We start from the raw sequence: 19,139 nt of genomic DNA, 5'->3' as shown, positions 1-19,139 counted from the left end.
TGATTGATAAATCGCGCCTCAGGGCTCTATTCACACTGTGCCGTCGCTCACTGATCGCGCACGTCACATTCGTCGGGAATTCGATCAAGCCACCGTTATTCGCAGGTCAGGACTTGATCGAACAATTTTGTGTCGTCATATTACCGATCGGTAGAACCGACTCGGAAGAAATGTTCCCCCAGCGCTCGCGGATCGCCCGATCGTCCTGTTGTCTGGGTGACGGCACCGAATTCACGGCGCTGAATATCAAGTTCTCCGGGAGCATTAAATGACGGCACCGTCCGCACCACCGGCTCGGGCCGGTGCCCGCCTGGCATGGCGGCCGCTGCAACGTTCCACGCGCGTCGGCATCATCGCGGCGCTCGTGGCCACCGTGTTCTATCAACTGTTCCTGCTCGACCCGGCCTACCGCGGACCCGGCTGGCTCTGGATCAGCATGCTGCTGGCCGAGGGCCTGACCGCGCTGCACCTGATCGGCACCTGGTGGACCATCCTGGCCCACGACGACCGGCCCGAAGCGGTGGACGCCACGGTCTGGCGCAACCGGCTCCGGGCCGGCGCCGACGTCCCGGCCATCGACGTGCTGATCACCGCGTACGGCGAGGAGCCGGCGCTGGTCCGGCGCACCATGGTGGCGGCCCGCGATCTGGAGCTGGCCCACCGCACGTTCCTGCTCGACGACGGCGACAGCGACGAGCTGCGCGACATCGCCGACGAGGTGGGCGTCGGCTACCTGCGCCGCTCGGGCGGCGCCCACGCCAAGGCCGGCAACGTCAACGCCGGGCTGGCCCGGACCGACGGCGAGTTCGTCGTCGTCCTCGACGCCGACCACGTGCCCGAGCCCGGTTTCCTGCTCAGCATCCTGCCGCACTTCCAGGACCCGGACGTGGCGTTCGTGCAGTCCCCGCAGTCGTACACGAACAACGTCAACCTGGTCGCCACCGGCTCCGGCGAGGCGCAGCGGATCTTCTACGAGCTGGTCTGCCCCGGCAAGAACCACTTCAACGCCGCCTTCTGCGTCGGCACCAACGTGATGTTCCGGCGGACCGCGCTGGACAGCATCGGCGGCATCTGGACCGGCAGCAACTCCGAGGACATCTGGACGTCGATCGAGCTGCACCGGCGCGGCTGGAAGTCGATCTACGTGCCCCAGGTGCTGGCCCGCGGGCTGACCCCGGAGGATGTTCCGTCCTATCTGAAGCAGCAGCTGCGCTGGGCCAGCGGCGGCTTCGAGGTGCTGCTGCGCGGCCGCCTGTTCAAGCGCGGCACCGGCCTGACCCTCGACCAGCGCCTGCAGTACCTGTTCTGCGGCACCCACTACCTGCTGTCGCTGGCGATGCTGACCTTCATGCTCTTCCCGGCGCTCTACCTGCTCTTCGCGCTGAGCCCGATCCGGGCCGACGGCTTCACCTGGGCCACCCACTACCTGCCCTTCCAGGCCGCCGTCCTGCTGGTCACCTGGCTGCAGTCGGGCGGGTTCAAGCCGTCCGCGATCGTGGCCAGCATCGGCGCCGCGCCGGTGCACCTCCGCGCGCTCGGCGGCGTGCTGATCGGCCGGCCGTCGAAGTGGAAGGCCACCAACGCCGGTGGCGAGAGCGGCCGATCGCTCTGGGCGGTCATCCCCCTGGTCGCCCTGCTGGTGCTGAACGCCACCGCCATCGTGGTCGGTGTGCTGGTCATGGCCGACCCGGCGCCGACCTGGTTGTCGGTCGGCTGGGCCGCCATGATCGTGCTGATCCTGGGCCGGATGATCGTCGAATCGGTCACCGGCGGCCGGATCCGGTACCGCTCGGCAGCGCCCGCCAACCCGCCGGAGAACCCGCCCGTTCCCACCGGCGGACAGCCCGACGCTCAGCCGCGGCCCGTCGCGGCCGTCGCCTGACCTTCCTGTCGAGAAAGGCACACCCCATGAACGCCACGATCACCCCTGCCCCGGACACCGAAGCGACCGAAGCCCCGGCGGAGCAACCGAAACAGCCGAGACACCGGCTGCGGCGGGCGCTGCTGGTCACCCGTACCGTCCTGGTCGTCTCGATCCTGCTCACCGCCGCCGTCCTGGGCGGCAACCACATCGTGCGGCAGCGCCTCGCCGAACGGACCATGGTGGACGCCGGCACGGCCGTGCTGACCGCCCAGCCGATCACCGTGGGCTCGGCCGACGCCGCCGTGGTCAGCCGGGTGCTGACCACCGAGCGGGCCAGCGTCACCGCCGGCGCCGTGCTGGCCACCGCCACGCTGACCGCCGACGGTGGCGGCGAGCCCCGGGTGCAGCAGCTCCGGGCACCCGCCGCGGGCATCGTCACCGAGATCAACATCGCACCGGGCCAGGTCGCCCGGGCCGGCGAGCCGATCGTCACCCTGTACGACCCGGCCGACCTCGCGTTCCAGGTCGACGTGCCGCTCGAGACGTTGCGCAAGCTGCGGCTCGGGATGACCGCGTACGTGACCGGCCCCGGACTGTCCGGCCGGATCCCGACGACCCTGAAGCAGGTCGAGCCCAAGGTCGACTCCACCGCCACGCCGGCCACCGCCGACCTGCTCACCGTGGTGCTCCAGCCCGACCCGGCGTCCCTGGCCACGGTGCGGACGCTGGTGCCGGGTCTCCAGTTCGACGTCGTCGTCGACACCAAGACGGCCGTCGGCCGTACCCCGGCGGTGAACAGCGCATGAGGATCCGCCTGCCGGTCGCCCTGGCCGTGATCCTGACCCTGTCCGCGTGCACCTCGGGCCCGGCCGCGCCGGACCGCGAAGCCGCCCCGAACCGGGCCGGCCCGGTGATGGAGGACGCCGCGGCGAACCCGATCGCCGTGCCCACGGTGACCGGCCGCGGCAGCATCGCCGGCACGCTGCCGGCCGCCTCCGCCCCGACCAAGGCCCCCGCCCAGGCCGGCGACCTCGCCGGCCGGGCGGTGCCGACCAACCAGTGGTGGAGCTCGGCGCTGACCGGGCCCCGCACCCAGCCGATCTGGGCCCACCCGCTGGCCGTCCGGGCCGACCCGGCCGGCCTGCAGATCAGCGGCGGGCCGGTGACCGCCTCGGCCAACGCCATCACCACCGCGTTCGTGCCCGCCCTCACCGTGGGCGGCGCCACCGGAGCGGTCAGCGTGGCCGGCTACGGGGCCTTCCACGTCGTGCTGCGGGTGGAGCTGGCCGGCGGCGGGCGGGTCGACGTCACCGTGGCGCAGGGCAGCCCGGTGGTGTGGCTGCGCTTCCAGGGCGCGGCGCCCAGCCTGATCGGCGCCTTCCGGGACGTCGGCGGCTCGGGCGCCCGGGCCCGGCTCGAGATCGCGGGCGGGCGCTGGGATGTTCTCGGCACCGGCCTGCGGCTCAGCGGCGCCACCATCACCGGCGCCGGCGAGCAGCTCGCGGTCGCCCGGGTGCCCGACGGCGCCGACCGGGCCGGCTGGGAGAAGGCCAGCACCGCCGACCCGGTCACCCGCACCACGGCCGCGATGTCGTACGACCCCGAGGCCGGCACGGTCACCCAGACGCTGACCACCGACCGGACCGGGGCGTGGGCCCTGCTCCCCCACCAGCGGGCCGGAGCCGCCACGCTGCCCGGCTCCTACCCGGACGCGCGGGGGACGCTGTCCCTGGCCTCGGCGTCCGAGGTGAAGGTCACCGTGCCGATGCCGGGGCTGCTCACCGCCGTACCGAAGGTGGCCCTGAGCGCGGCGGCGCTGACCGCCGTACGCAAGGATCTGGATGCCGACCTGGCCGACCGGGCCGGCGCGGGCGGCAGCTACTTCGGACTCAAGGAGCTCGGCCGGCTGTCCACGATCGCCGAGGTCGCGGCGGCCTCGGGCGCGGACGCTCAGCGGAAGACGGCGCTCGACCGGCTGCGGCCACAACTGGTCGACTGGCTCACCTACGGCGGGCCGTCCGACGGTCGTCACTTCGGCTACGACAAGGGCTGGGGCGGGCTCATCGCGGTGCCGGCCGAGTTCGGCGCCCAGGACTACAACGACCATCACTTCCAGTACGGCTACCTGGTTCGCGCCGCGGCCGTGCTGGCCGCGGCCGACCCCGGCTTCGCCCGCGACTACGGCGACGTGGTCGACCTGATCGTCCGCGACTACGCCGGGTCGCTGGCGATCGGACCGGCGAGCGGGCTGCCGCCGTTCCGGGCCTTCAACGCCTACCTGGGCAGCTCGGCCGCCTCCGGCTTCGCGCCGTTCGCCGACGGCAACAACCAGGAGTCGTCCAGCGAGGCGGTCGCGGCCTGGGAGGCGGTGGTGCGCTGGGGCCGGGTACGGGGCAACGACGCGATGACCGGGTACGGCATCACGCACTACGCGGTCGAGGCCGCCACGGCCCGGATGTACTGGCTCGGCGACGGGCTGACCCGCCCGCCGGGGTACGCCCACGGCAACGCCGGCATCGTGTGGGACGCCAAGGTGGACTTCGCGACGTGGTTCGACCCCAAGCCGGAGTCCATCCTCGGCATCCAGTTGCTGCCGCTGACCGCGGGCGCGTTCTACCGCGGGCCGTCGGCCGGCCGCGAGCGGGCGCTGGGCGACCGGCCCGCGGTGTGGGGCGACCTGTTCGCCGCCGACCTGGCGCTGTCCGACCCGGCGGCGGCCAAGCGCCGGCTCGACGCGGGCGTCACCCGCGAGGACAGCACCAGCCGGGCCATGGTCCGCTACTGGGTCGAGTCCCTGGTCGTGCTGGGACCGCCGCAACCCGGCGTCGCTGCGCCGATCGGCTCGCTGGCGTTCGGATCGGCCAGGGCGCCGCGGACGGTCACGTCGGAATAGCGGCTCGCACGAACATCACCGCGCCGGCCGCCGTGGCCGGGCCGGCGGTGGTGATCGCGTTGTGGGCCGCGCCGGGAATTTCTCCGGTGCGGCCTGCCTGCGCGAGCCCGGCCGCCTGGGCGGTCCAGCCGGCCGGGGCGATCCGGTCGTGTTCCCCGCGCAGTACGAGGACGGGCGCGGTCACCAGCGGCAGGCGCTGGTCGATCCGATGGTCAACGGAATGCCGCAGGGTACGCAGGACCCGGCCCAGCCCCGCGTCCAGGACGTCGGTGGCGATCATCGGCAGCTGCCGCGGGTCCTCCCACAACAGGTCCCGGACGAAGCGACCGGCCTGACCGCCGGCGGTCGGCGCCGCCGGGTCGACGGTCGGCCCGACCAGCACGAGCGAGGCGACCAGGTCGGGCCGGCGCACGGCGAGCTCGACGGCGACCTGACAGCCGAACGAGTTGCCCAGGACGTGGGCGCGGGTCAGACCGGCCACGTCCATCCAGGACGCGATCAGGTCGGCGTGCTCGGCCACGTCGAACACCCGGCCGGGCTTCGCCGAGTGGCCGAACCCCGGCAGGTCGGGCACGTACACCGGGCCGGGCAGCGCCGCCGCCGTCGGCATCAGGTAGCGGTGTGACACGGCCAGCCCGTGCAGCAGCACCCAGGGCGTGCCCTCGGCGTCCGGCCGCTGCCGCACGTGCAGGCGCAGGCCGCATGCGGTCACCATCGCGCTCGTGAACCCCGAGGCGGGTCGCGGCGCCGAGAAGATCAGCCGCCGGTCGGCGCGAGTCAGCCGTCTCATACGGGCAACGTGCCCCGGATCGGGCGCGCCTAACGCTGCGCCTCGAAGTGGTCCTTCATCGCCGGGTAGTAGTCGTCGAAGCTCGGCAACGGCCGGTCCTCGCGGGCGGCGACCAGCGCGTCGAGGTAGTACTCCCAGCCGGGACCGACCGAGCCGACCTCGTCCGGCTCGACGCCGTGCTGGGTGAAGCGCAGCTCGGTCACCCCGGCCGTCTCGGCCAGCTCCAGTTCCAGGTGCCAGCTGCCGTGCTCGTCGACCGACGACAGGGCGAGCCGGCGCGGCGGCTCGCAGGCCTCGATGGTCATGTCCATCCACGGCTCGCCCTCCTCCAGCGCCATCTGGACCTTGATGGTGTTGCCGGGCGCGGCGTCGCCCTGCCACGGGCCGAACCAGCGGGCGGTCCGTCCGGACTCGGTGAGGCTGGCCCAGACGTCGTCGACGGGCGCGCGGAAGGTGCGGGTCAGCACGAGATCGGTGCCGGACAGGCGCCCGGTGGGTGCAGGGCTCATGCGCTCTTCTCCTGGTGGGGATGGTTCTCGGCGGCGGTGCGCCGCTCGCGGTCCTGGTCGGGGTGGCGGTCGGCGGCCACGCGCCGCTCGCGGCGGGTGCGGTGGACCTCGGTCTCCAGCGCGTCGAAACGGCGCTGCCAGCCGGCCTCGGCCGGCGTGGTGTCGGCCGGCGTGGCGTCGGCCGGCGTGGTGTCGGCCGGGGCGGCGCCGCCCGGGGCGGTGAGCTGGGTCAGCCAGCCCGCCAGCTCGTCGAGCGGCTCGGCGACCAGCGCGTAGACCCGGCGGCGGCCCTCGGCCACGTCGTCCACCAGGCCCGCCTCGCGCAGCACCCGCAGGTGCCGGCTGACGGCCGGGCGGCTGATCGCGAACCGGTCGGCGACCTGCCCGGCCGACAACGGCCGTTCCCGCAGCATCAGCAGGATCTCCCGCCGCACCGGGTCGGCGATCGCGCCCGCCACCTCGTCCACGGCGGAAGCGTAACCCATCGGTTACACGTCGGGAAGAGCTTCCCGCGCCGAGAGCCAGGCCGGCGGGATGCCGTCCACCCCGGTGTACGCGGCCACGACGCCGCCCGCGATCGCCGCCGTGGTGTCGACATCGCCACCCGCGGAGACGCACGCCGCCACGGCCGCCGGGTAGTCGTCCAGGTACCGCGCGGCCACCCAGAGGGCGAACGGGACCGTGTCGGACGCCATCGAGCGGGTGCCGTTGCCCAATTCGTAGGCGGCCCGCTCGACGCCGCTCAAGGACCGCGCCCGGGCCAGCCCGTCGTGAACACGACCGGGCGGGGTGTGCGCGAGCGCGGCGCCGAGAAGGTCGGGACGGTCACCGTCGAGCCGGGCCGCGGTGGCCACCGCCGCGGCCACGGCCACCGCGACGCCGCCCGCGATGCCCTCGGGGTGGGCGTGGGTCACCTCGGCGGCCCGGGCGCCCTGCCCGGCCGCGCGGGCCAGGGAGTCGGCGTGCCACGCGCCGAGCGGCGCGGCTCGCATCGCGGCGCCGTTCCCGGCCGAGCCCTGCCCGTCGAAGGCGGCCGCGGCGGCCACCGGCCACGGCACGCCCTCACGGATCTGGCGGAGCATGACGACGGCGCCGGGCCCGTACCCCCGATAGGGGTCGAAGGTCGAAGCGAGCAGCGTGGCGAACCGGTCGCGGTCGAAGTCGCTCTCGTCGCCGAGGCACGCCACCAGGCAGCAGGCCTCCTCGGTGTCGTCCGTCCACGGCCAGGGGGCGGCGGGAAGCCGGGCGTCGAGGAGGTCGTGCGCGTAGTTGCCCGGCACGAAGTATTGAGCGCCGAGCGCGTCGCCGACGCTGAGCCCGGCGAGGCTGTCGAGAGCGAGGGTGCGGCGGGTGTCGGGGTAGAGGGTAAAAGTCATAGTCACCCTGAGAATAACCCACGCCGGGCGGCCGCGGCACCCGCCAGCAGGGCCAGTCCGCAGATCACCAGGACCCGGATCGCCTGCCCGGCGAACCAGTCGACCGGCCACGCCAGCACGGCGGCCAGCCCGCACCCGGCCACCCCGGCCACCATCGGCCAGAAGGCCAGCGGCCGCGGCGAGAACCGGGGCGGGGCGCCGTGCCACTTCCGGAGCAGCCCCGACCGCCCGATCCGGACCACCAGGTGGGTCCCGACCACGAACCCGGCGACGTTCGAGGCGTCGGACAGCGGCCCCCACCACGAGAGGTAGCCGGGATGGGTGAACGCGTCCCACACCAGGTGGCTGAACGCCCCGAGCAGCGCCGAGCCCACGGTCACGTGCCACCGATGACGCACCGTGCCGAGCACGCCGTAGTCGCCCAGCCGGAAATGCCCGGCCACCCCCGGCGCCGCCCACCGGACCAGCCGGGTGAGCACCAGCGTGACCGGCAGGCTCCACCACACCAGCGAGGGCAGGTTGTGGGTGCGCGGCAGAACCCCGAAACCATGGATGGCGTACGAGAGGTCCGGCGCCATCGTCCCGATGACCAGCGCGACACCGTCGAACCAGCGCGGCCGCCAGATCTTCAGCGGCACGACGGCGATCGGATGGGTGGGAATCGTCAGCGGCATGATCCCGACGCTAGGAGCGCGGGCGGCGCCATCGGTGACGCCGGCGTGCAGGGATTGCGGAGATCGTGTCAAGACAACGACGGGATGGAAATCCGTGACTCTCGGTGATCGATAGATTCCTCAGCATCACGGTTTAGGCGTTGCTTGCCACGGGCGCTACGGTCTTCGCATGGCCACGGTGTTGCTCGTCGAAGACGATCACGTCGTGCGCGGTGCGATGCTCCGGTCGCTGGCCGACCGGGGGCATGCCGTGCACGCCGTCGGCACGGCCCTGGACGCCCTGCGCCGGGTCGCCGCGGAGACTCCCGACCTGGTCGTCCTCGACCTCGGGCTGCCCGACCTCGACGGGTCGGACGCGTTGCGCATGCTGCGCGGCATCACCGACGTCCCGATCATCATCGCGACCGCCCGCGACGACGAGCAGACCGTGGTGCGGCTGCTCCGCTCCGGCGCCGACGACTACATGGTCAAGCCCTTCACCGGCGCCCACCTGGACGCCCGGATCACCACCGTGCTGCGCCGGGTGGGCCGGGCCAGCCGCACCGCGCAGCCGGCCGTGCACGAGGTCGGTGAGCTGCGCGTCGACATCGGCGAGCGCAGCGCCAGCCTCGGCGACACCCTGTTGGCCCTGACCCGCAAGGAGTTCGACCTGCTGGCGTACCTCGCCGCCCGGCCCGGCCGGGTGGTGTCGCGTCGGGAGTTGCTGGAGGAGGTATGGCGACAGCCGTCAGTCGGCGAGGACCAGACGATCGACGTGCATCTGTACTGGCTACGGAGGAAACTGGGCGAATCAGCCGCGAAGCCTCGTTACCTGCGCACCGTGCGGGGAGTCGGATTCCGGCTGGTGGCGCCGGACTAAGGGCGCGCCTGGCCTGGGTCACCGCCGCCACGACCGGCGTCGCCGCCCTCGCCTTCCTCGTCCCGCTGGGCTGGGAACTCCGTTCGGACCACCGGGACAAGGCCGTGGCCACGGCGGAACGGCAGAGTTCCGTGGTCGCCGGCGCGCTCATCGCGGGCGCCGGCCGGGGTGGCATCAACGCGGCCGTGCAGTCGGCCGGTGGCGATCTGGTCGTGCACGCGCCGAACACCACGGCCGGCACCAGGGCGACCGCCGCCGACGTGACGAAGGCGGCCACGACGGCCGGGACGCAGCTGGTCGGCACCGACGACGGGCTGGTCCATCTGCGCCCGGTGACGGTGGCCGGGCGTACCTCGGTGATCGAGGTCTTCGTACCGCAGAGTGAGCTGTCCGCGGGCACGGCGCGTGACCTGTGGACGCTGGTCGGGATCGCGCTGATCCTGGTGCTCGGCTCGGTGATCGTGGTCGACCGGCTGGCCCGGGGCGCGGTGATGTCGGCGCGCAACCTGGTGCAGGCGGCGCTGCGGGTGGGCGGCGGCGATCTGGGCGTACGCATCCAGCCCTCCGGCCCGCGCGAACTGGCCGAGGCCGGGTACGCCTTCAACCGGATGGCCGACCGCCTGGTCACGTCCCGCACCAGCGAGCGCGAGATGGTCGCCGACCTGTCCCATCGGCTGCGCACCCCGCTGACCGCGCTACGCCTGGACGCCGAGGCGCTCGACCCGGACGACACCCAGATCGGCCAGTTCTCCGCGGCCGAGCTCGACCGCCGCCGCGGCATCCGGCGCATCCGGGTGGCCATCGCCACGCTCGAGGGCGAGGTCGACGACCTGATCACCACCACCCGCCAGGCGGTGGCCAAGCAGGTCGCCTCCGCGCCCGAGGTGGGCATGTGCGACGCCGCCGAGGTGGTCCGCGAGCGGATGCAGTTCTGGTCGGCGCTGGCCGGCGACCAGAACCGGCCGTACCAGGTGGTCGGCGCCAGCACCCGGGTGCCGGTGCCGGTGGCCCGGCCCGAACTGGCGGCGGCGCTCGACGCGGTGCTGGGCAACGTCTTCCGCTACACCCCGCAGGGCACCGCGTTCGAGGTGGGCCTGTCCCGCCGGGACGGCTGGGTGGCGCTGCGGGTGGACGACGCCGGCGCGGGCATCCCCGACCCGGAACGGGCGATGAAGCGCGGCGAGAGCAACCAGGGCTCGACCGGCCTGGGCCTGGACATCGCGCGGCGGGCGGCCCAGTCCACCGGCGGCTCGGTCAGCCTGGACCGGGCCGCGCTCGGCGGGGCCAGCGTGGTGATGTTGCTGGCCGACGCGGAAGCGCCCCCGAAACAGGCCAGCCGCTTCGGTCTGATAGGAAGACTGGCCCGAGAACGCGAGACCATCCGGAGGCGCCGGCCGCACTGATCGGACCCAGTGGACCCCCCAGCACTCGGATCTGAAACACACCGTGGGCGTATTACTCCGGACGGTAGACGACTTGCTTAGAACTGTATTAAAGGCGTTCCGCTCGCGGTCCCGGGCTGGCACGCTTTTGACCGATCCCATCCGGCTTGCCGGTCCGACGCCAGAACGTCCCCGAGATCAGGGCCGGCGTAGCCACCGAGCGGTGGGAGGCGGAAACCCCATGACCGCCACCCACCGCGCACCCGACCGCCCGGCCGCCCACCGAGGAGATGTTCTCTTGTCCGCGCACCGACGGAATGCGTTGCGCGGAGCCGCCCTGCGGAGAATTCCCAAGCGGCTACGGAAACACCTCTTCCCGATCGCGGTCGGTGTCGCCGTCCTGGGCACGGCCGCGATCGCCGGCCCGAGCATGATCGAGGCCGGGCGCTCCGGCGGCGACCCGCCGCGGGGCCAGGCGGTCCGGCTCGCCGCCGCGCAGACCGACCGGCCCGCGCAGGGGCTGATCTACCAGGGCCTGAAGCCGGCCTCGGAGGGCTCGGTGTGCGCCGGGGCGTACGAGCTGGACGCGCTGACCTGCACCCACGGCCCCGACCCGGCGCCGACCGGCCTGAAGGTCACCCGCGCGGTGGTCCCGGTGACCGCGAAGGCGGCCGAGCCGGTCCCGCCGCGGCGTGAGGCGGCCAAGGTGCCCTCGGACGCCGAGATCGTCCGGGACGAGGGCGGCAGCCTGCTCGCCGAGGGCAAGCCGGCGCTGGTGCCGGACGCCGCGCCGGGCGACGCCGACTTCGTGATGGGCAACCACGGCGTGGCCTGCACCGGCGACGGCCGGGACGGCAACCGGGTCCAGGTCGTCTACGTGCACGCGCTCGGCACGCCGAGCCGCTTCACCGACTTCGTGGGCTCGATCCGGAACTGGGCGGCCGGGGTGGACGCGATCTACGACGCGTCGGCGGCCGAGACCGGCGGCTCCCGGCACATCCGGTACGTAGCCACCCCGTCCTGCCGGGTCGACGTGGCCGAGGTGCAGGTGCCGTTGCACGGGCTGGACACGTTCCCGCAGACCGTGAAGGCGCTGTCCGACCTCGGCTACAACCGCACCGACCGCAAGTACCTGCTGTTCTCCGACGCCTACCGCTACTGCGGGATCAGCACGTTCGTGGCCGACAACCGGCCCGGCGGGGGCAACCGCAACAACGGCGGCCCGTCGTACGCCCGGGTCGACGCCGGCTGCTGGAGCACCGTGGCGGCCGCCCAGCAGCTCACCCGCTCGCTCGGCGCGGCCCTGCTGACCTCGCCGAACTCGTCCGGCGGCGGCAGCTGCACGGACGACTTCGACCTGATGTGCCACCCGGACCGGTCCGGGGCGACGGTGCGCCAGCGCTGCCCGAAGAAGAACGAGAACCGGCTGGACTGCGGGCACGACGACTACTTCAGCACCAACCCGCCGAAGAACAGCTGGCTGGCCGAGAACTGGAACGTGGCGCAGAGCGAGTTCCTGCTGCGCGGCGACGGCGGCGACGACGTCCCGGACGCGCCCGGCGCGGTTCCCGGCGGATCCGCCTCGCCGCCCGGGAAGCCGTCGGCCGGGCCGTCGCAGGCGGCCGGGGGCGACGAGTCGGACGGCGGGGGCGACGCTGTTCCCCCGCCGGGCGCCGGGCCGTCGGGACCGGCGCCGGCCGCGTCCGGCCCGCCGGCCAAGCAGCTCCAGGCGCCGGCCGCGCCGGCCCCGGCGTTCCTCGAGGTACGCGACGCGACCAACAACTCGGTCCGGCTGACCTGGGCCGCCGCCGCGCCCGACGCCACGTACGAGGTGGCCGTGGACGGCGTGACCATCGCCACCACCAAGGCGACCCGGGCCGGCCTGATCGGGTTGCGGCCGGGCACCGCCTACCAGGTGACGATCAACAACGCCGCGCTCAAGTTCCGGGCCAAGGCCGAGGGCCGCACCCTGCCGGCCGCCCGGCCCACCCAGAACTCCTGGTTCGTCCTGGAGAACGCGCTGACCGGCGGCGCCGCCGACCTCTACGCGGCCCGCACCGCGAACGGCACGGCGATCACGCTGAGCGGCTCGGACGGCGACGCCCAGCAGCAGTGGATGCTGGTGCCCGGGTCGGGTGGCGACTTCTCGCTGAGGTCCAAGGCGACCGGCAAGTGTGCGATGCCGCTGAGCGGCAACCCGGTCGCCGGCACGCCGCTGGTGCAGTCCGACTGCGAGGGGACGGCGACGGCCCTGTGGACGCTGCGCCAGTCGGCCTACGGTTTCACCCTGCGCACCACGACCGGCGACCTGTTCGTCGGGGTGGGTGAGCAGCGGTTCGGCGCGCAACGCGTGCTGGTGCTCCAGAACGGCAACGAATCCCGGCACCAGAGCTGGGCGGCGGTGCCGGCCTGACCGGCACGCTCCCGGCGCGGAGAACCCGGCGGCCGGCCGGGGAGAGGAGACGACGCAGATGAAGACCGATGTGCGGGTGGACCCGATCACCGACGAGGACGAGTTCGAGCCCCGCTTCCGCAAGCGGCGCCTGATCCGCTGGGCGGTCGTGCTGACCCTGGGCATTCTCGCCGTGCTGGCGATCTGGCAGGAACCGCTCTACGCCCTGCGGTTCTGACCGCGCGGTCCGGTCACTCCGGGTCGCGCGGTTCGCTAGAACGCCGCTGTGTAGTCGTCGATCGCGGCGGACAGCCGGGCGCGGTCGTCGGCGGGCTGGAAGGACGCCTCGACGGCCGCCTTGGCCAGCGCGGCCACCCCGGCCTGGTCCAGGTCGAGCAGGCGGGCGGCCACGGCGTACTCCTGCTCGATGGTGGTGCCGAACATCGGCGGGTCGTCGGAGTTGATGGTGACCCGGACCCCGGCCGCGACCAGCGCCGGCAGCGGGTGTTCGGCCAGGTCGGCCACCGCCCGGGTGCGCACGTTGGAGGTCGGGCACACCTCCAGCGGAATGCCGTGCTCGGCCAGGTGGGCCATCAGCGCCGGGTCCTGGGCGGCGGAGATGCCGTGCCCGATCCGCTCGGCCCCAAGGTCACGCAGCGCAGCCCAGACGGTCTCCGGGCCGGTGGTCTCGCCGGCGTGCGGGACGCTGTGCAGACCGGCCGCGCGGGCCTGGTCGAAGTACGGTTTGAACTGCGGCCGCGGCACCCCGATCTCGGGCCCGCCGAGCCCGAAACTGATCAGCCCGTCCGGTCGCTCGTCGAGCGCGATGCGCAGCGTCTCCTCGGCCGCGGCCAGGCCGGCCTCGCCCGGGATGTCGAAGCACCAGCGCAGCTCGACCCCGAACTCCTTGGCCGCCGCCTTCCGGGCGTCCTCGATGGCGTCGCAGAACGCGGGGGCCGGGATGCCGCGGCGGACGCTGGAGTACGGCGTGACGGTCAGCTCGGCGTACCGCACCTGACCGCGGGCCAGCTCGCGGCCGATCTCGTAGGTCAGCATCCGCACGTCCTCGTCGTCCCGGATCAGGTCGACGACGCTCAGGTAGACCTCGATGAAATGGGCGAAGTCGCGGAACGCGAAGTAGTCGGCGAGCGCCGCCGGGTCGGCCGGCACCGGCGAGGACCCCTCGTGCCGGGCGGCCAGCTCGGCCACGATCCGCGGCGAGGCCGAGCCGACGTGGTGCACGTGCAGCTCGGCCTTGGGCAGCCCGGCGATGAAGGCGGTCAGGTCGGTCACGGCGTCTCCTCAGCTCAGTGGTAGCTCAGCGCGGTATTCCGGGCGCGGATGCGGCCCGGTCCTACCACTACGGCGTTCGGGCCACCACGAAGACGCGGCGGAACGGGAAGGCCACGCGACCGTCGCGCGCCGGGTAGGCGGCGGCCAGCCGGGCGGCCAGGGCACCCCGGAAATCCTGCCATGCCGCGTCGTCCAGCCCCGCCCGGACCGGGCGCAGCGCGGTGCCCTCCATCCAGCGCAGCACCGGGTGATCGGGCCCAGTCTCGGGGAGGAGGTGGAGATACGTGGTCTCCCAGGCGTCGACCGCGCCGCCGAACAGGGCCGCGTAGCCGGCCGGATCGAGGACCGGCGCCTCGCGCAGCACCTCGCCCAGGCCGTAGCCGGCGCCGAGCTCGCGGAGGGCCCGGTGGGACGGCGCGTCGAAGTTGCCGGGCACCTGCATCGCGATCCAGGCGCCGGCGGGCAGTTGGGCCGCCCATCGGACCAGCAGGTCTTCGTGCCCGGGCACCCACTGCAGCGTCGCGTTGGTGACCAGCACGTCGACGTCCGGCGCCGGCCGCCACTCCCGCACGTCGCCCAGTTCGGCGTCGATCACCCCGGTCGCTTCCGCGATCATCTCGGGCGACGAGTCGACGCCGGTCACCCGGGCGCCGGGCCACCGCCGGGCGAGGGCGGCCGTGAGCGCACCCGGCCCGCAGCCGAGATCCACCACGGCCCGGGGCTTCTCGGCGCCCACGCGGGCCACCAGATCGAAGAACGGACGCGAGCGCTCATCTCCGTACCGCTGATAAAGGGTGGGGTCCCACACGGCGCGCCTCCAAACCGTACGTACGTCTTGCAGGACTCTAGCACCGCGAGGGATAGGCTCAAGCCGTGGAAAATCGCAGCTTTCGAAGGATCGGACGGGACGCCTCGGTGATCGGGCTCGGCGCCTGGCAGCTGGGCGCCGACTGGGGCACGGTGACCGAGGACGACGCGCACGCCACGCTGGCCGCGGCCGTCGACGCCGGGGTCACCTTCATCGACACCGCCGACGTGTACGGCGACGGCCGCAGCGAGCAGATCATCGGCTCGTTCGTCAAGGACCGGCCGGGGCTGTTCGTGGCCACGAAGATGGGCCGGCGGATGGCGCAGGAGGTGGCGAACTACTCGCTCGACAACTTCCGCGCCTGGACCGACCGGTCCCGCGCCAACCTCGGCGTCGACACCCTCGACCTGGTGCAGCTGCACTGCCCGCCGACGCCGGTGTTCTCGACGGACGCCACCTACGACGCGCTCGACCTGTTGGTGCAGGAGAAGCGGATCGCGGCGTACGGGGTCAGCGTCGAGACCACCGACCAGGCGCTGGCCGCGATCGCCCGGCCGAACACGGCGAGCGTGCAGATCATCCTGAACGCGCTGCGCCTCAAGCCGCTCGAGCAGGTGCTGCCCGCGGCGCGGGAGGCGGGCGTCGGCATCATCGCCCGGGTGCCGCTGGCCAGCGGTCTGCTCTCCGGCCGGTACGACGCGAACACCACGTTCGCGGCCGACGACCACCGCAACTACAACCGGAACGGCGAGGCGTTCGACGTCGGCGAGACGTTCTCCGGTGTGGACTACGCGACCGGGCTGGCCACGGTCGAGCGGCTGCGCCCGCTGGTCCGCGACGGCGAGACGATGGCGCAGCTCGCGCTGCGCTGGGTCATCGACCAGCCCGGCGTCACGGTGGTCATCCCGGGCGCCCGCAACCCCGAGCAGGCCCGCGCGAATGCCGCGGTGGCCGGGCTGCCGCCGCTCGATCCCGAGGTGCTGCAGGCGGTCCGCGGGATCTACGACGAGGTCGTCCGGCCTCAGGTGCACGACCGGTGGTAGGCGAGGCGAAGCCGAAGCTGGTCGGCTGGACCCCGATGACGATCGGTCTGCTGCTGCTCGTCCTCGGTGGCTTGTGGACACTGCAGGGCCTCGACCTGGTCGGCGGCAGCGCGATGTCCGGCGTGACACTGTGGGCGATCGTGGGTCCGGTGGTGGCCGTGGCCGGGCTGGTGCTGCTGGTGCTGGGCACCCGCCGGCGCAACCAGGCCAAGCGGGCCGAGCTGGCGCGTCAGGCCGAGGAGCAGCCCCCGCCCCGCTAGCGAACGCAAGCACCCCGCCTTCCATCCATGGGAGGCGGGGCGCTTGTGTGTCGGTCAGCTCCCGCGCGCTGGAGCCGACAGCCGACGTCGTCGCCGGCTAGTGGTCTCAGATCGGGCGAACCTGCTCCGCCTGGGGACCCTTCTGGCCCTGGGCGATCTCAAACTCGACCCGCTGGTTCTCTTCCAGAGTCCGGTAGCCCGACGTCTGGATGGCCGAGAAGTGGACGAAAACGTCAGCACCCCCGCCGTCGACGGTGATAAAGCCGAAGCCCTTGTCTGCGTTGAACCACTTCACCGCACCTGTTGCCATGCTGTTCTCCTTCTGAAAATGCCGGCCCGTGATGCTAGGGGCCGATGTCCGTTTTCGAGCAGCGGCGCCAGTGAGGCGGCCTTTCCAGAGGACGTCCCATCCGCTCGTCCGCCGAGGTCCCTGGATGGCATCTCGGAGGCGTGCGGAGCAGCACACCACGTACGCAAAAACTGGGCACACTGTACCCGAAAACCGGGCGTGGAAGCTGCCCTCGGCGACATTCGAAGAAACCATGGCAGATACGGAAAAGGTCCCCCACATCGACGGAGCGTCGCGGAGGACCTTGACCACGGTCAATCACTCTACGTGTTGCTAATCCGGCCACTCGCCCGTCAGCCGGCGGACGCCGACCGCCCCGCCACGGTCCACGGCGGCCTTGACCACCGAGAAGATGACGCCCTGGATCGCCGCGGCGGCCAGGATCTCGCCCCAGCTGCGGTCCTCGTCGGTCGCGTTGGGCGCGTCGTCCTCGCCCTCGACGAGCTTCCACACCTGCTTGAAGGCGAAGCCCGCGATGGAACCGGCGGCGATGCCGAGAAGCAGGCCCACCGGCTTGTACGCGATCTTGTTCAGCTTCCCGCTCATCGGCGACTCCCCCGCACCACCAGGATCACGCCGACCACGGCCGCGACCCCGGCCGCGATGGCCAGGAACGGGATCGGCCGGCGGCGTACCTGCTCCACCGAGTCCGATTCCTGCACCTGCGCGACCGTCTCGCGGGCCTTGTCGCCGGCCTGGCCGGCCGCGTCCTTGACCCGGTTTCCGGCCAGGTGCACCGCGTCGAGCGCCTTCTGACCGGCCTCGGCGGCCTGCGTCTTGACCCGCTGCTTGGTCTGTTCCACCTGTTCCTTGGCCCGAGCCTTGACGTCCGCCTTGGCCGCGAGTGCCTGCACGGTCTCGCCGAGCTCGGCCCGTGTCTGCGCGATCTCGGCGCGCAGCGCCGCCACGTCCGGCTTGCCGTTCTGCCCGGGCGCGCCGCTCTTCTCGCTCATGCCCGGCTCCTGTCCTTGACCGCGTGCTTCACTTCGTCGACATCCGCCTTCACGCTCTCGATGGCCGCCTCCGGACCCGGCGGCACCGCCTGGGTCACCTGCTTCTTACCCAGCAGGGCCAGAACACCCGCCACCGCGAACAACACCACCGTGACGATCAGTGCGGCCAGCCACAGCGGCAGTACCAGGCTCAGCGCGATGATCCCGGTCGCGATGAGCGCGCCCACACCGTACAGCGCGAGCACCCCGCCGCCACCGAAGAGCCCGATGCCGATCCCGGCGTGCTTGCCCTTCTCGGCCAACTCGGCCTTGGCGAGCGCGAACTCGTCACGGACGAGCAAGGTGATCTGTTCGCTGGCGCGCTGCACCAGTTCGGACGTGGACTGTTCGCCGGGCTTGCGACCCGCGCTGCCGTTCAGGACATCCGCCATGCTGTCCTCCTTTCCCTGTGTCGGGTGTATGCCCCGGAGTGCGAAGAAGCAATCCTCCTGCTCAACGCGGTTCGTCGGCGCCGCCTCCGAAGGCCGCGCCGCGCTGGTCACCGTCGGTCCCGCCGGCGAAGACCTGATCGTCGTGTTTCGCGCCATCCGCCACGGCCGGAGCGGCCGCCGGCGGACCAGGAGGATCGGTGTCCGCCCGCAGCCGCGGCAACGAGCCCGGCCGGTTCTCCCACACCCAGCTCACCAGACGCTCGCGGACCAGGCACCGCAAATCCCACAACGCGCCCGCGTCGGCCGCGCTGACCAGCGCGCGCAGCCGGATCATGCCGCCGGTCGCGTCGGTCACCTGGAGCACGCACACCCGGCCGTCCCAGAGCGCGCTGAGCCCGACCACCCGCCGCAGCTCGACGCGCAGGTCCTCGACCGGCGCCGACCAGTCCACGTCCACCTCGGCCGTGCCGAGCACCGCCGAGCCGGTCCGGGTCCAGTTCTGGAACGGCTTGGTGGTGAAGTACGAGGTCGGCAGGATCAGCCGGCGGTCGTCCCAGATCTGCACCGCGACGTAGGTGAGGGTGAGCTCCTCGATCCGGCCCCACTCGTTCTCGACCACCACCACGTCGTCGACCCGCACCGCGTCGCTGAACGCCAGCTGCAGCCCCGCGAAGACGTTCCCAAGCGTGCTCTGCGCGGCCAGGGCGGCCACCACGCTGATCACGCCGGCCGAGGCGACGACGCTGGCCCCGAGGGCGCGTACGCCGGGGAAGGTCATCAGCATCACGCCGGCGGTGAGCACCACGATCGCCGCGACGGTGACCCGGCGCAGCATCACGACCTGGGTCTTGAGCCGCCGCGCGCGGAGATTGTCCGGGACGTCGGTGCGCCACCTGGTGAGCGCGAAGTCCTCGACGACCAGCAGCAGCGCCGCGATCAGCCAGGCGGCGGCCGCGATCAGGGCCAGCAGCAACAGGTGCAGCACGGTCCGGCGGCCGCCGAAGTCCTCGACGCCGATCTGCAGGGCGAGCCGGACGCCGTACAGCACGACCAGGGCCCGGAACGGGTTGTGCGCCGTCCGGGCCAGGTCGGCCCACAGCACCGACCGGCGGCCGAGCCGCTGGACGAGCAGATGGATGGCCTCGACCAGCACCAGCGCGGCGCCGGCGGCCACCACGACCGCGAGCAGGGCGGTCATTACGCCGTTCACTGCGGCATCACACCACATGGAAACGGCGGCCACGTTTCGCGGCCGCCGGTTCA

21 protein-coding genes are annotated in these 19,139 nt (G+C 72.8%); 9 read left to right on the top strand and 12 right to left on the bottom strand.

Annotation, left to right across the window (positions count from 1 at the left end; genetic code table 11):
- Positions 1 to 268 precede the first annotated feature (268 nt).
- The 3 genes from AB0O15_RS26650 to AB0O15_RS26640 are packed head-to-tail and all read left to right on the top strand — an operon-like array spanning position 269 to position 4,757.
- A complete protein-coding gene (locus AB0O15_RS26650) occupies positions 269 to 1,882 on the top strand; it encodes a glycosyltransferase family 2 protein (RefSeq protein ID WP_364323469.1) in 1,614 nt (537 codons plus the stop codon).
- 26 nt (positions 1,883 to 1,908) lie between these two features.
- Positions 1,909 to 2,670, top strand: coding sequence for an HlyD family efflux transporter periplasmic adaptor subunit (locus tag AB0O15_RS26645; protein WP_364323467.1), 762 nt, complete (start codon positions 1,909 to 1,911; stop codon positions 2,668 to 2,670).
- Positions 2,667 to 4,757 (top strand): glycosyl hydrolase, encoded by a 2,091-nt coding sequence (locus AB0O15_RS26640; protein ID WP_364323465.1) that lies wholly within the window; start codon positions 2,667 to 2,669, stop codon positions 4,755 to 4,757. Before AB0O15_RS26645 ends, AB0O15_RS26640 begins: the two co-directional genes overlap by 4 nt.
- On the opposite strand, the gene AB0O15_RS26635 is transcribed toward AB0O15_RS26640, so the two are convergent.
- Genes AB0O15_RS26635 through AB0O15_RS26615 form a run of 5 tightly spaced genes read right to left on the bottom strand, consistent with a single transcriptional unit; the run spans position 4,744 to position 8,106 of the window.
- Positions 4,744 to 5,547 (bottom strand): alpha/beta fold hydrolase, encoded by an 804-nt coding sequence (locus tag AB0O15_RS26635; RefSeq protein WP_364323463.1) that lies wholly within the window; start codon positions 5,545 to 5,547, stop codon positions 4,744 to 4,746. The two genes, AB0O15_RS26640 and AB0O15_RS26635, sit on opposite strands and share 14 nt — an antisense overlap.
- 29 nt (positions 5,548 to 5,576) lie before the next feature.
- On the bottom strand, positions 5,577 to 6,056 hold the full coding sequence (locus tag AB0O15_RS26630; RefSeq protein ID WP_364323461.1) for an SRPBCC family protein: 480 nt from the start codon (positions 6,054 to 6,056) through the stop codon (positions 5,577 to 5,579).
- A complete protein-coding gene (locus tag AB0O15_RS26625; protein WP_364323459.1) occupies positions 6,053 to 6,541 on the bottom strand; it encodes a metalloregulator ArsR/SmtB family transcription factor in 489 nt (162 codons plus the stop codon). The genes AB0O15_RS26630 and AB0O15_RS26625 overlap by 4 nt, the downstream gene beginning before the upstream one ends.
- 3 nt (positions 6,542 to 6,544) lie before the next feature.
- Positions 6,545 to 7,432 carry an ADP-ribosylglycohydrolase family protein gene (locus AB0O15_RS26620; protein ID WP_364323457.1) on the bottom strand — a complete coding sequence of 296 codons (888 nt, stop codon included), beginning with the start codon at positions 7,430 to 7,432 and terminating at the stop codon, positions 6,545 to 6,547.
- Positions 7,433 to 7,434: 2 nt separating this feature from the next.
- Positions 7,435 to 8,106, bottom strand: coding sequence for a DUF4184 family protein (locus AB0O15_RS26615; protein ID WP_364323455.1), 672 nt, complete (start codon positions 8,104 to 8,106; stop codon positions 7,435 to 7,437).
- Between the two features lie 169 nt (positions 8,107 to 8,275).
- Between AB0O15_RS26615 and AB0O15_RS26610 the strand changes: the two genes are divergently transcribed.
- The 4 genes from AB0O15_RS26610 (at position 8,276) to AB0O15_RS26595 (ending at position 12,977) form a co-directional block, all read left to right on the top strand.
- Entirely contained in the window at positions 8,276 to 8,965 is a 690-nt protein-coding gene (locus AB0O15_RS26610; RefSeq protein WP_364323453.1) for a response regulator transcription factor, read from the top strand.
- 8 nt (positions 8,966 to 8,973) lie between these two features.
- The gene (locus tag AB0O15_RS26605; protein WP_364323808.1) at positions 8,974 to 10,368 is read left to right on the top strand and encodes a HAMP domain-containing sensor histidine kinase; all 1,395 of its coding nucleotides are present in this window, start codon (positions 8,974 to 8,976) and stop codon (positions 10,366 to 10,368) included.
- A 277-nt stretch (positions 10,369 to 10,645) separates the two neighbouring features.
- Positions 10,646 to 12,760, top strand: coding sequence for an RICIN domain-containing protein (locus tag AB0O15_RS26600; RefSeq protein WP_364323451.1), 2,115 nt, complete (start codon positions 10,646 to 10,648; stop codon positions 12,758 to 12,760).
- A 58-nt stretch (positions 12,761 to 12,818) separates the two neighbouring features.
- Positions 12,819 to 12,977 carry a hypothetical protein gene (locus tag AB0O15_RS26595; RefSeq protein WP_364323449.1) on the top strand — a complete coding sequence of 53 codons (159 nt, stop codon included), beginning with the start codon at positions 12,819 to 12,821 and terminating at the stop codon, positions 12,975 to 12,977.
- A 35-nt stretch (positions 12,978 to 13,012) separates the two neighbouring features.
- Here the strand turns inward: AB0O15_RS26595 and AB0O15_RS26590 are convergent, their stop codons facing one another.
- Together AB0O15_RS26590 and AB0O15_RS26585 are read right to left on the bottom strand one after the other, a co-directional pair.
- Positions 13,013 to 14,032, bottom strand: a complete 1,020-nt coding sequence (locus tag AB0O15_RS26590) for an adenosine deaminase (RefSeq protein ID WP_364323447.1) — start codon at positions 14,030 to 14,032, stop codon at positions 13,013 to 13,015.
- Positions 14,033 to 14,099: 67 nt separating this feature from the next.
- Positions 14,100 to 14,840 (bottom strand): trans-aconitate 2-methyltransferase, encoded by a 741-nt coding sequence (locus AB0O15_RS26585; RefSeq protein WP_364323445.1) that lies wholly within the window; start codon positions 14,838 to 14,840, stop codon positions 14,100 to 14,102.
- Positions 14,841 to 14,905: 65 nt separating this feature from the next.
- On the opposite strand from AB0O15_RS26585, the gene AB0O15_RS26580 reads away from it, so the two are divergent.
- Together AB0O15_RS26580 and AB0O15_RS26575 are read left to right on the top strand one after the other, a co-directional pair.
- A complete protein-coding gene (locus AB0O15_RS26580; protein ID WP_364323443.1) occupies positions 14,906 to 15,883 on the top strand; it encodes an aldo/keto reductase in 978 nt (325 codons plus the stop codon).
- Between the two features lie 35 nt (positions 15,884 to 15,918).
- Complete coding sequence (locus AB0O15_RS26575) at positions 15,919 to 16,143, top strand: hypothetical protein (RefSeq protein WP_364323806.1); 225 nt, start codon at positions 15,919 to 15,921, stop codon at positions 16,141 to 16,143.
- Positions 16,144 to 16,249: 106 nt separating this feature from the next.
- Here AB0O15_RS26575 and AB0O15_RS26570 read toward each other — a convergent pair whose 3' ends face one another.
- The 5 genes from AB0O15_RS26570 to AB0O15_RS26550 all read right to left on the bottom strand — a co-directional run bounded on the left by AB0O15_RS26570 (position 16,250) and on the right by AB0O15_RS26550 (position 19,074).
- Positions 16,250 to 16,453: a cold-shock protein gene (locus AB0O15_RS26570; RefSeq protein WP_364323441.1), complete on the bottom strand. Its 204-nt coding sequence runs from the start codon at positions 16,451 to 16,453 to the stop codon at positions 16,250 to 16,252.
- Positions 16,454 to 16,765: 312 nt separating this feature from the next.
- Positions 16,766 to 17,038, bottom strand: coding sequence for a DUF4235 domain-containing protein (locus AB0O15_RS26565; protein ID WP_364323439.1), 273 nt, complete (start codon positions 17,036 to 17,038; stop codon positions 16,766 to 16,768).
- Positions 17,035 to 17,445, bottom strand: a complete 411-nt coding sequence (locus AB0O15_RS26560; protein ID WP_364323437.1) for a DUF3618 domain-containing protein — start codon at positions 17,443 to 17,445, stop codon at positions 17,035 to 17,037. Before AB0O15_RS26560 ends, AB0O15_RS26565 begins: the two co-directional genes overlap by 4 nt.
- Positions 17,442 to 17,876, bottom strand: a complete 435-nt coding sequence (locus tag AB0O15_RS26555) for a phage holin family protein (RefSeq protein ID WP_364323435.1) — start codon at positions 17,874 to 17,876, stop codon at positions 17,442 to 17,444. The genes AB0O15_RS26560 and AB0O15_RS26555 overlap by 4 nt, the downstream gene beginning before the upstream one ends.
- A gap of 61 nt (positions 17,877 to 17,937) precedes the next feature.
- Complete coding sequence (locus AB0O15_RS26550; protein ID WP_364323804.1) at positions 17,938 to 19,074, bottom strand: mechanosensitive ion channel domain-containing protein; 1,137 nt, start codon at positions 19,072 to 19,074, stop codon at positions 17,938 to 17,940.
- Between the last annotated feature and the right edge of the window lie 65 nt (positions 19,075 to 19,139).

The organism is Actinoplanes sp. NPDC089786 (assembly GCF_040684855.1).
In the GTDB taxonomy this organism is placed as follows: Bacteria; Actinomycetota; Actinomycetes; order Mycobacteriales; family Micromonosporaceae; genus Actinoplanes.
Note: the sequence above shows the minus strand (reverse complement) of the source record. Positions and strands in the feature narration are given on the sequence as shown.

Coding starts and splice junctions, on each gene's coding strand:
- AB0O15_RS26650 (WP_364323469.1), top strand. CDS start 269: ATGACGGCACCGTCCGCACCACCGGCTCGGGCCGGTGCCCGCCTGGCA.
- AB0O15_RS26645 (WP_364323467.1), top strand. CDS start 1,909: ATGAACGCCACGATCACCCCTGCCCCGGACACCGAAGCGACCGAAGCC.
- AB0O15_RS26640 (WP_364323465.1), top strand. CDS start 2,667: ATGAGGATCCGCCTGCCGGTCGCCCTGGCCGTGATCCTGACCCTGTCC.
- AB0O15_RS26635 (WP_364323463.1), bottom strand. CDS start 5,547: ATGAGACGGCTGACTCGCGCCGACCGGCGGCTGATCTTCTCGGCGCCG.
- AB0O15_RS26630 (WP_364323461.1), bottom strand. CDS start 6,056: ATGAGCCCTGCACCCACCGGGCGCCTGTCCGGCACCGATCTCGTGCTG.
- AB0O15_RS26625 (WP_364323459.1), bottom strand. CDS start 6,541: ATGGGTTACGCTTCCGCCGTGGACGAGGTGGCGGGCGCGATCGCCGAC.
- AB0O15_RS26620 (WP_364323457.1), bottom strand. CDS start 7,432: ATGACTTTTACCCTCTACCCCGACACCCGCCGCACCCTCGCTCTCGAC.
- AB0O15_RS26615 (WP_364323455.1), bottom strand. CDS start 8,106: ATGCCGCTGACGATTCCCACCCATCCGATCGCCGTCGTGCCGCTGAAG.
- AB0O15_RS26610 (WP_364323453.1), top strand. CDS start 8,276: ATGGCCACGGTGTTGCTCGTCGAAGACGATCACGTCGTGCGCGGTGCG.
- AB0O15_RS26595 (WP_364323449.1), top strand. CDS start 12,819: ATGAAGACCGATGTGCGGGTGGACCCGATCACCGACGAGGACGAGTTC.
- AB0O15_RS26575 (WP_364323806.1), top strand. CDS start 15,919: ATGACGATCGGTCTGCTGCTGCTCGTCCTCGGTGGCTTGTGGACACTG.
- AB0O15_RS26570 (WP_364323441.1), bottom strand. CDS start 16,453: ATGGCAACAGGTGCGGTGAAGTGGTTCAACGCAGACAAGGGCTTCGGC.
- AB0O15_RS26565 (WP_364323439.1), bottom strand. CDS start 17,038: ATGAGCGGGAAGCTGAACAAGATCGCGTACAAGCCGGTGGGCCTGCTT.
- AB0O15_RS26560 (WP_364323437.1), bottom strand. CDS start 17,445: ATGAGCGAGAAGAGCGGCGCGCCCGGGCAGAACGGCAAGCCGGACGTG.
- AB0O15_RS26555 (WP_364323435.1), bottom strand. CDS start 17,876: ATGGCGGATGTCCTGAACGGCAGCGCGGGTCGCAAGCCCGGCGAACAG.
- AB0O15_RS26550 (WP_364323804.1), bottom strand. CDS start 19,074: ATGACCGCCCTGCTCGCGGTCGTGGTGGCCGCCGGCGCCGCGCTGGTG.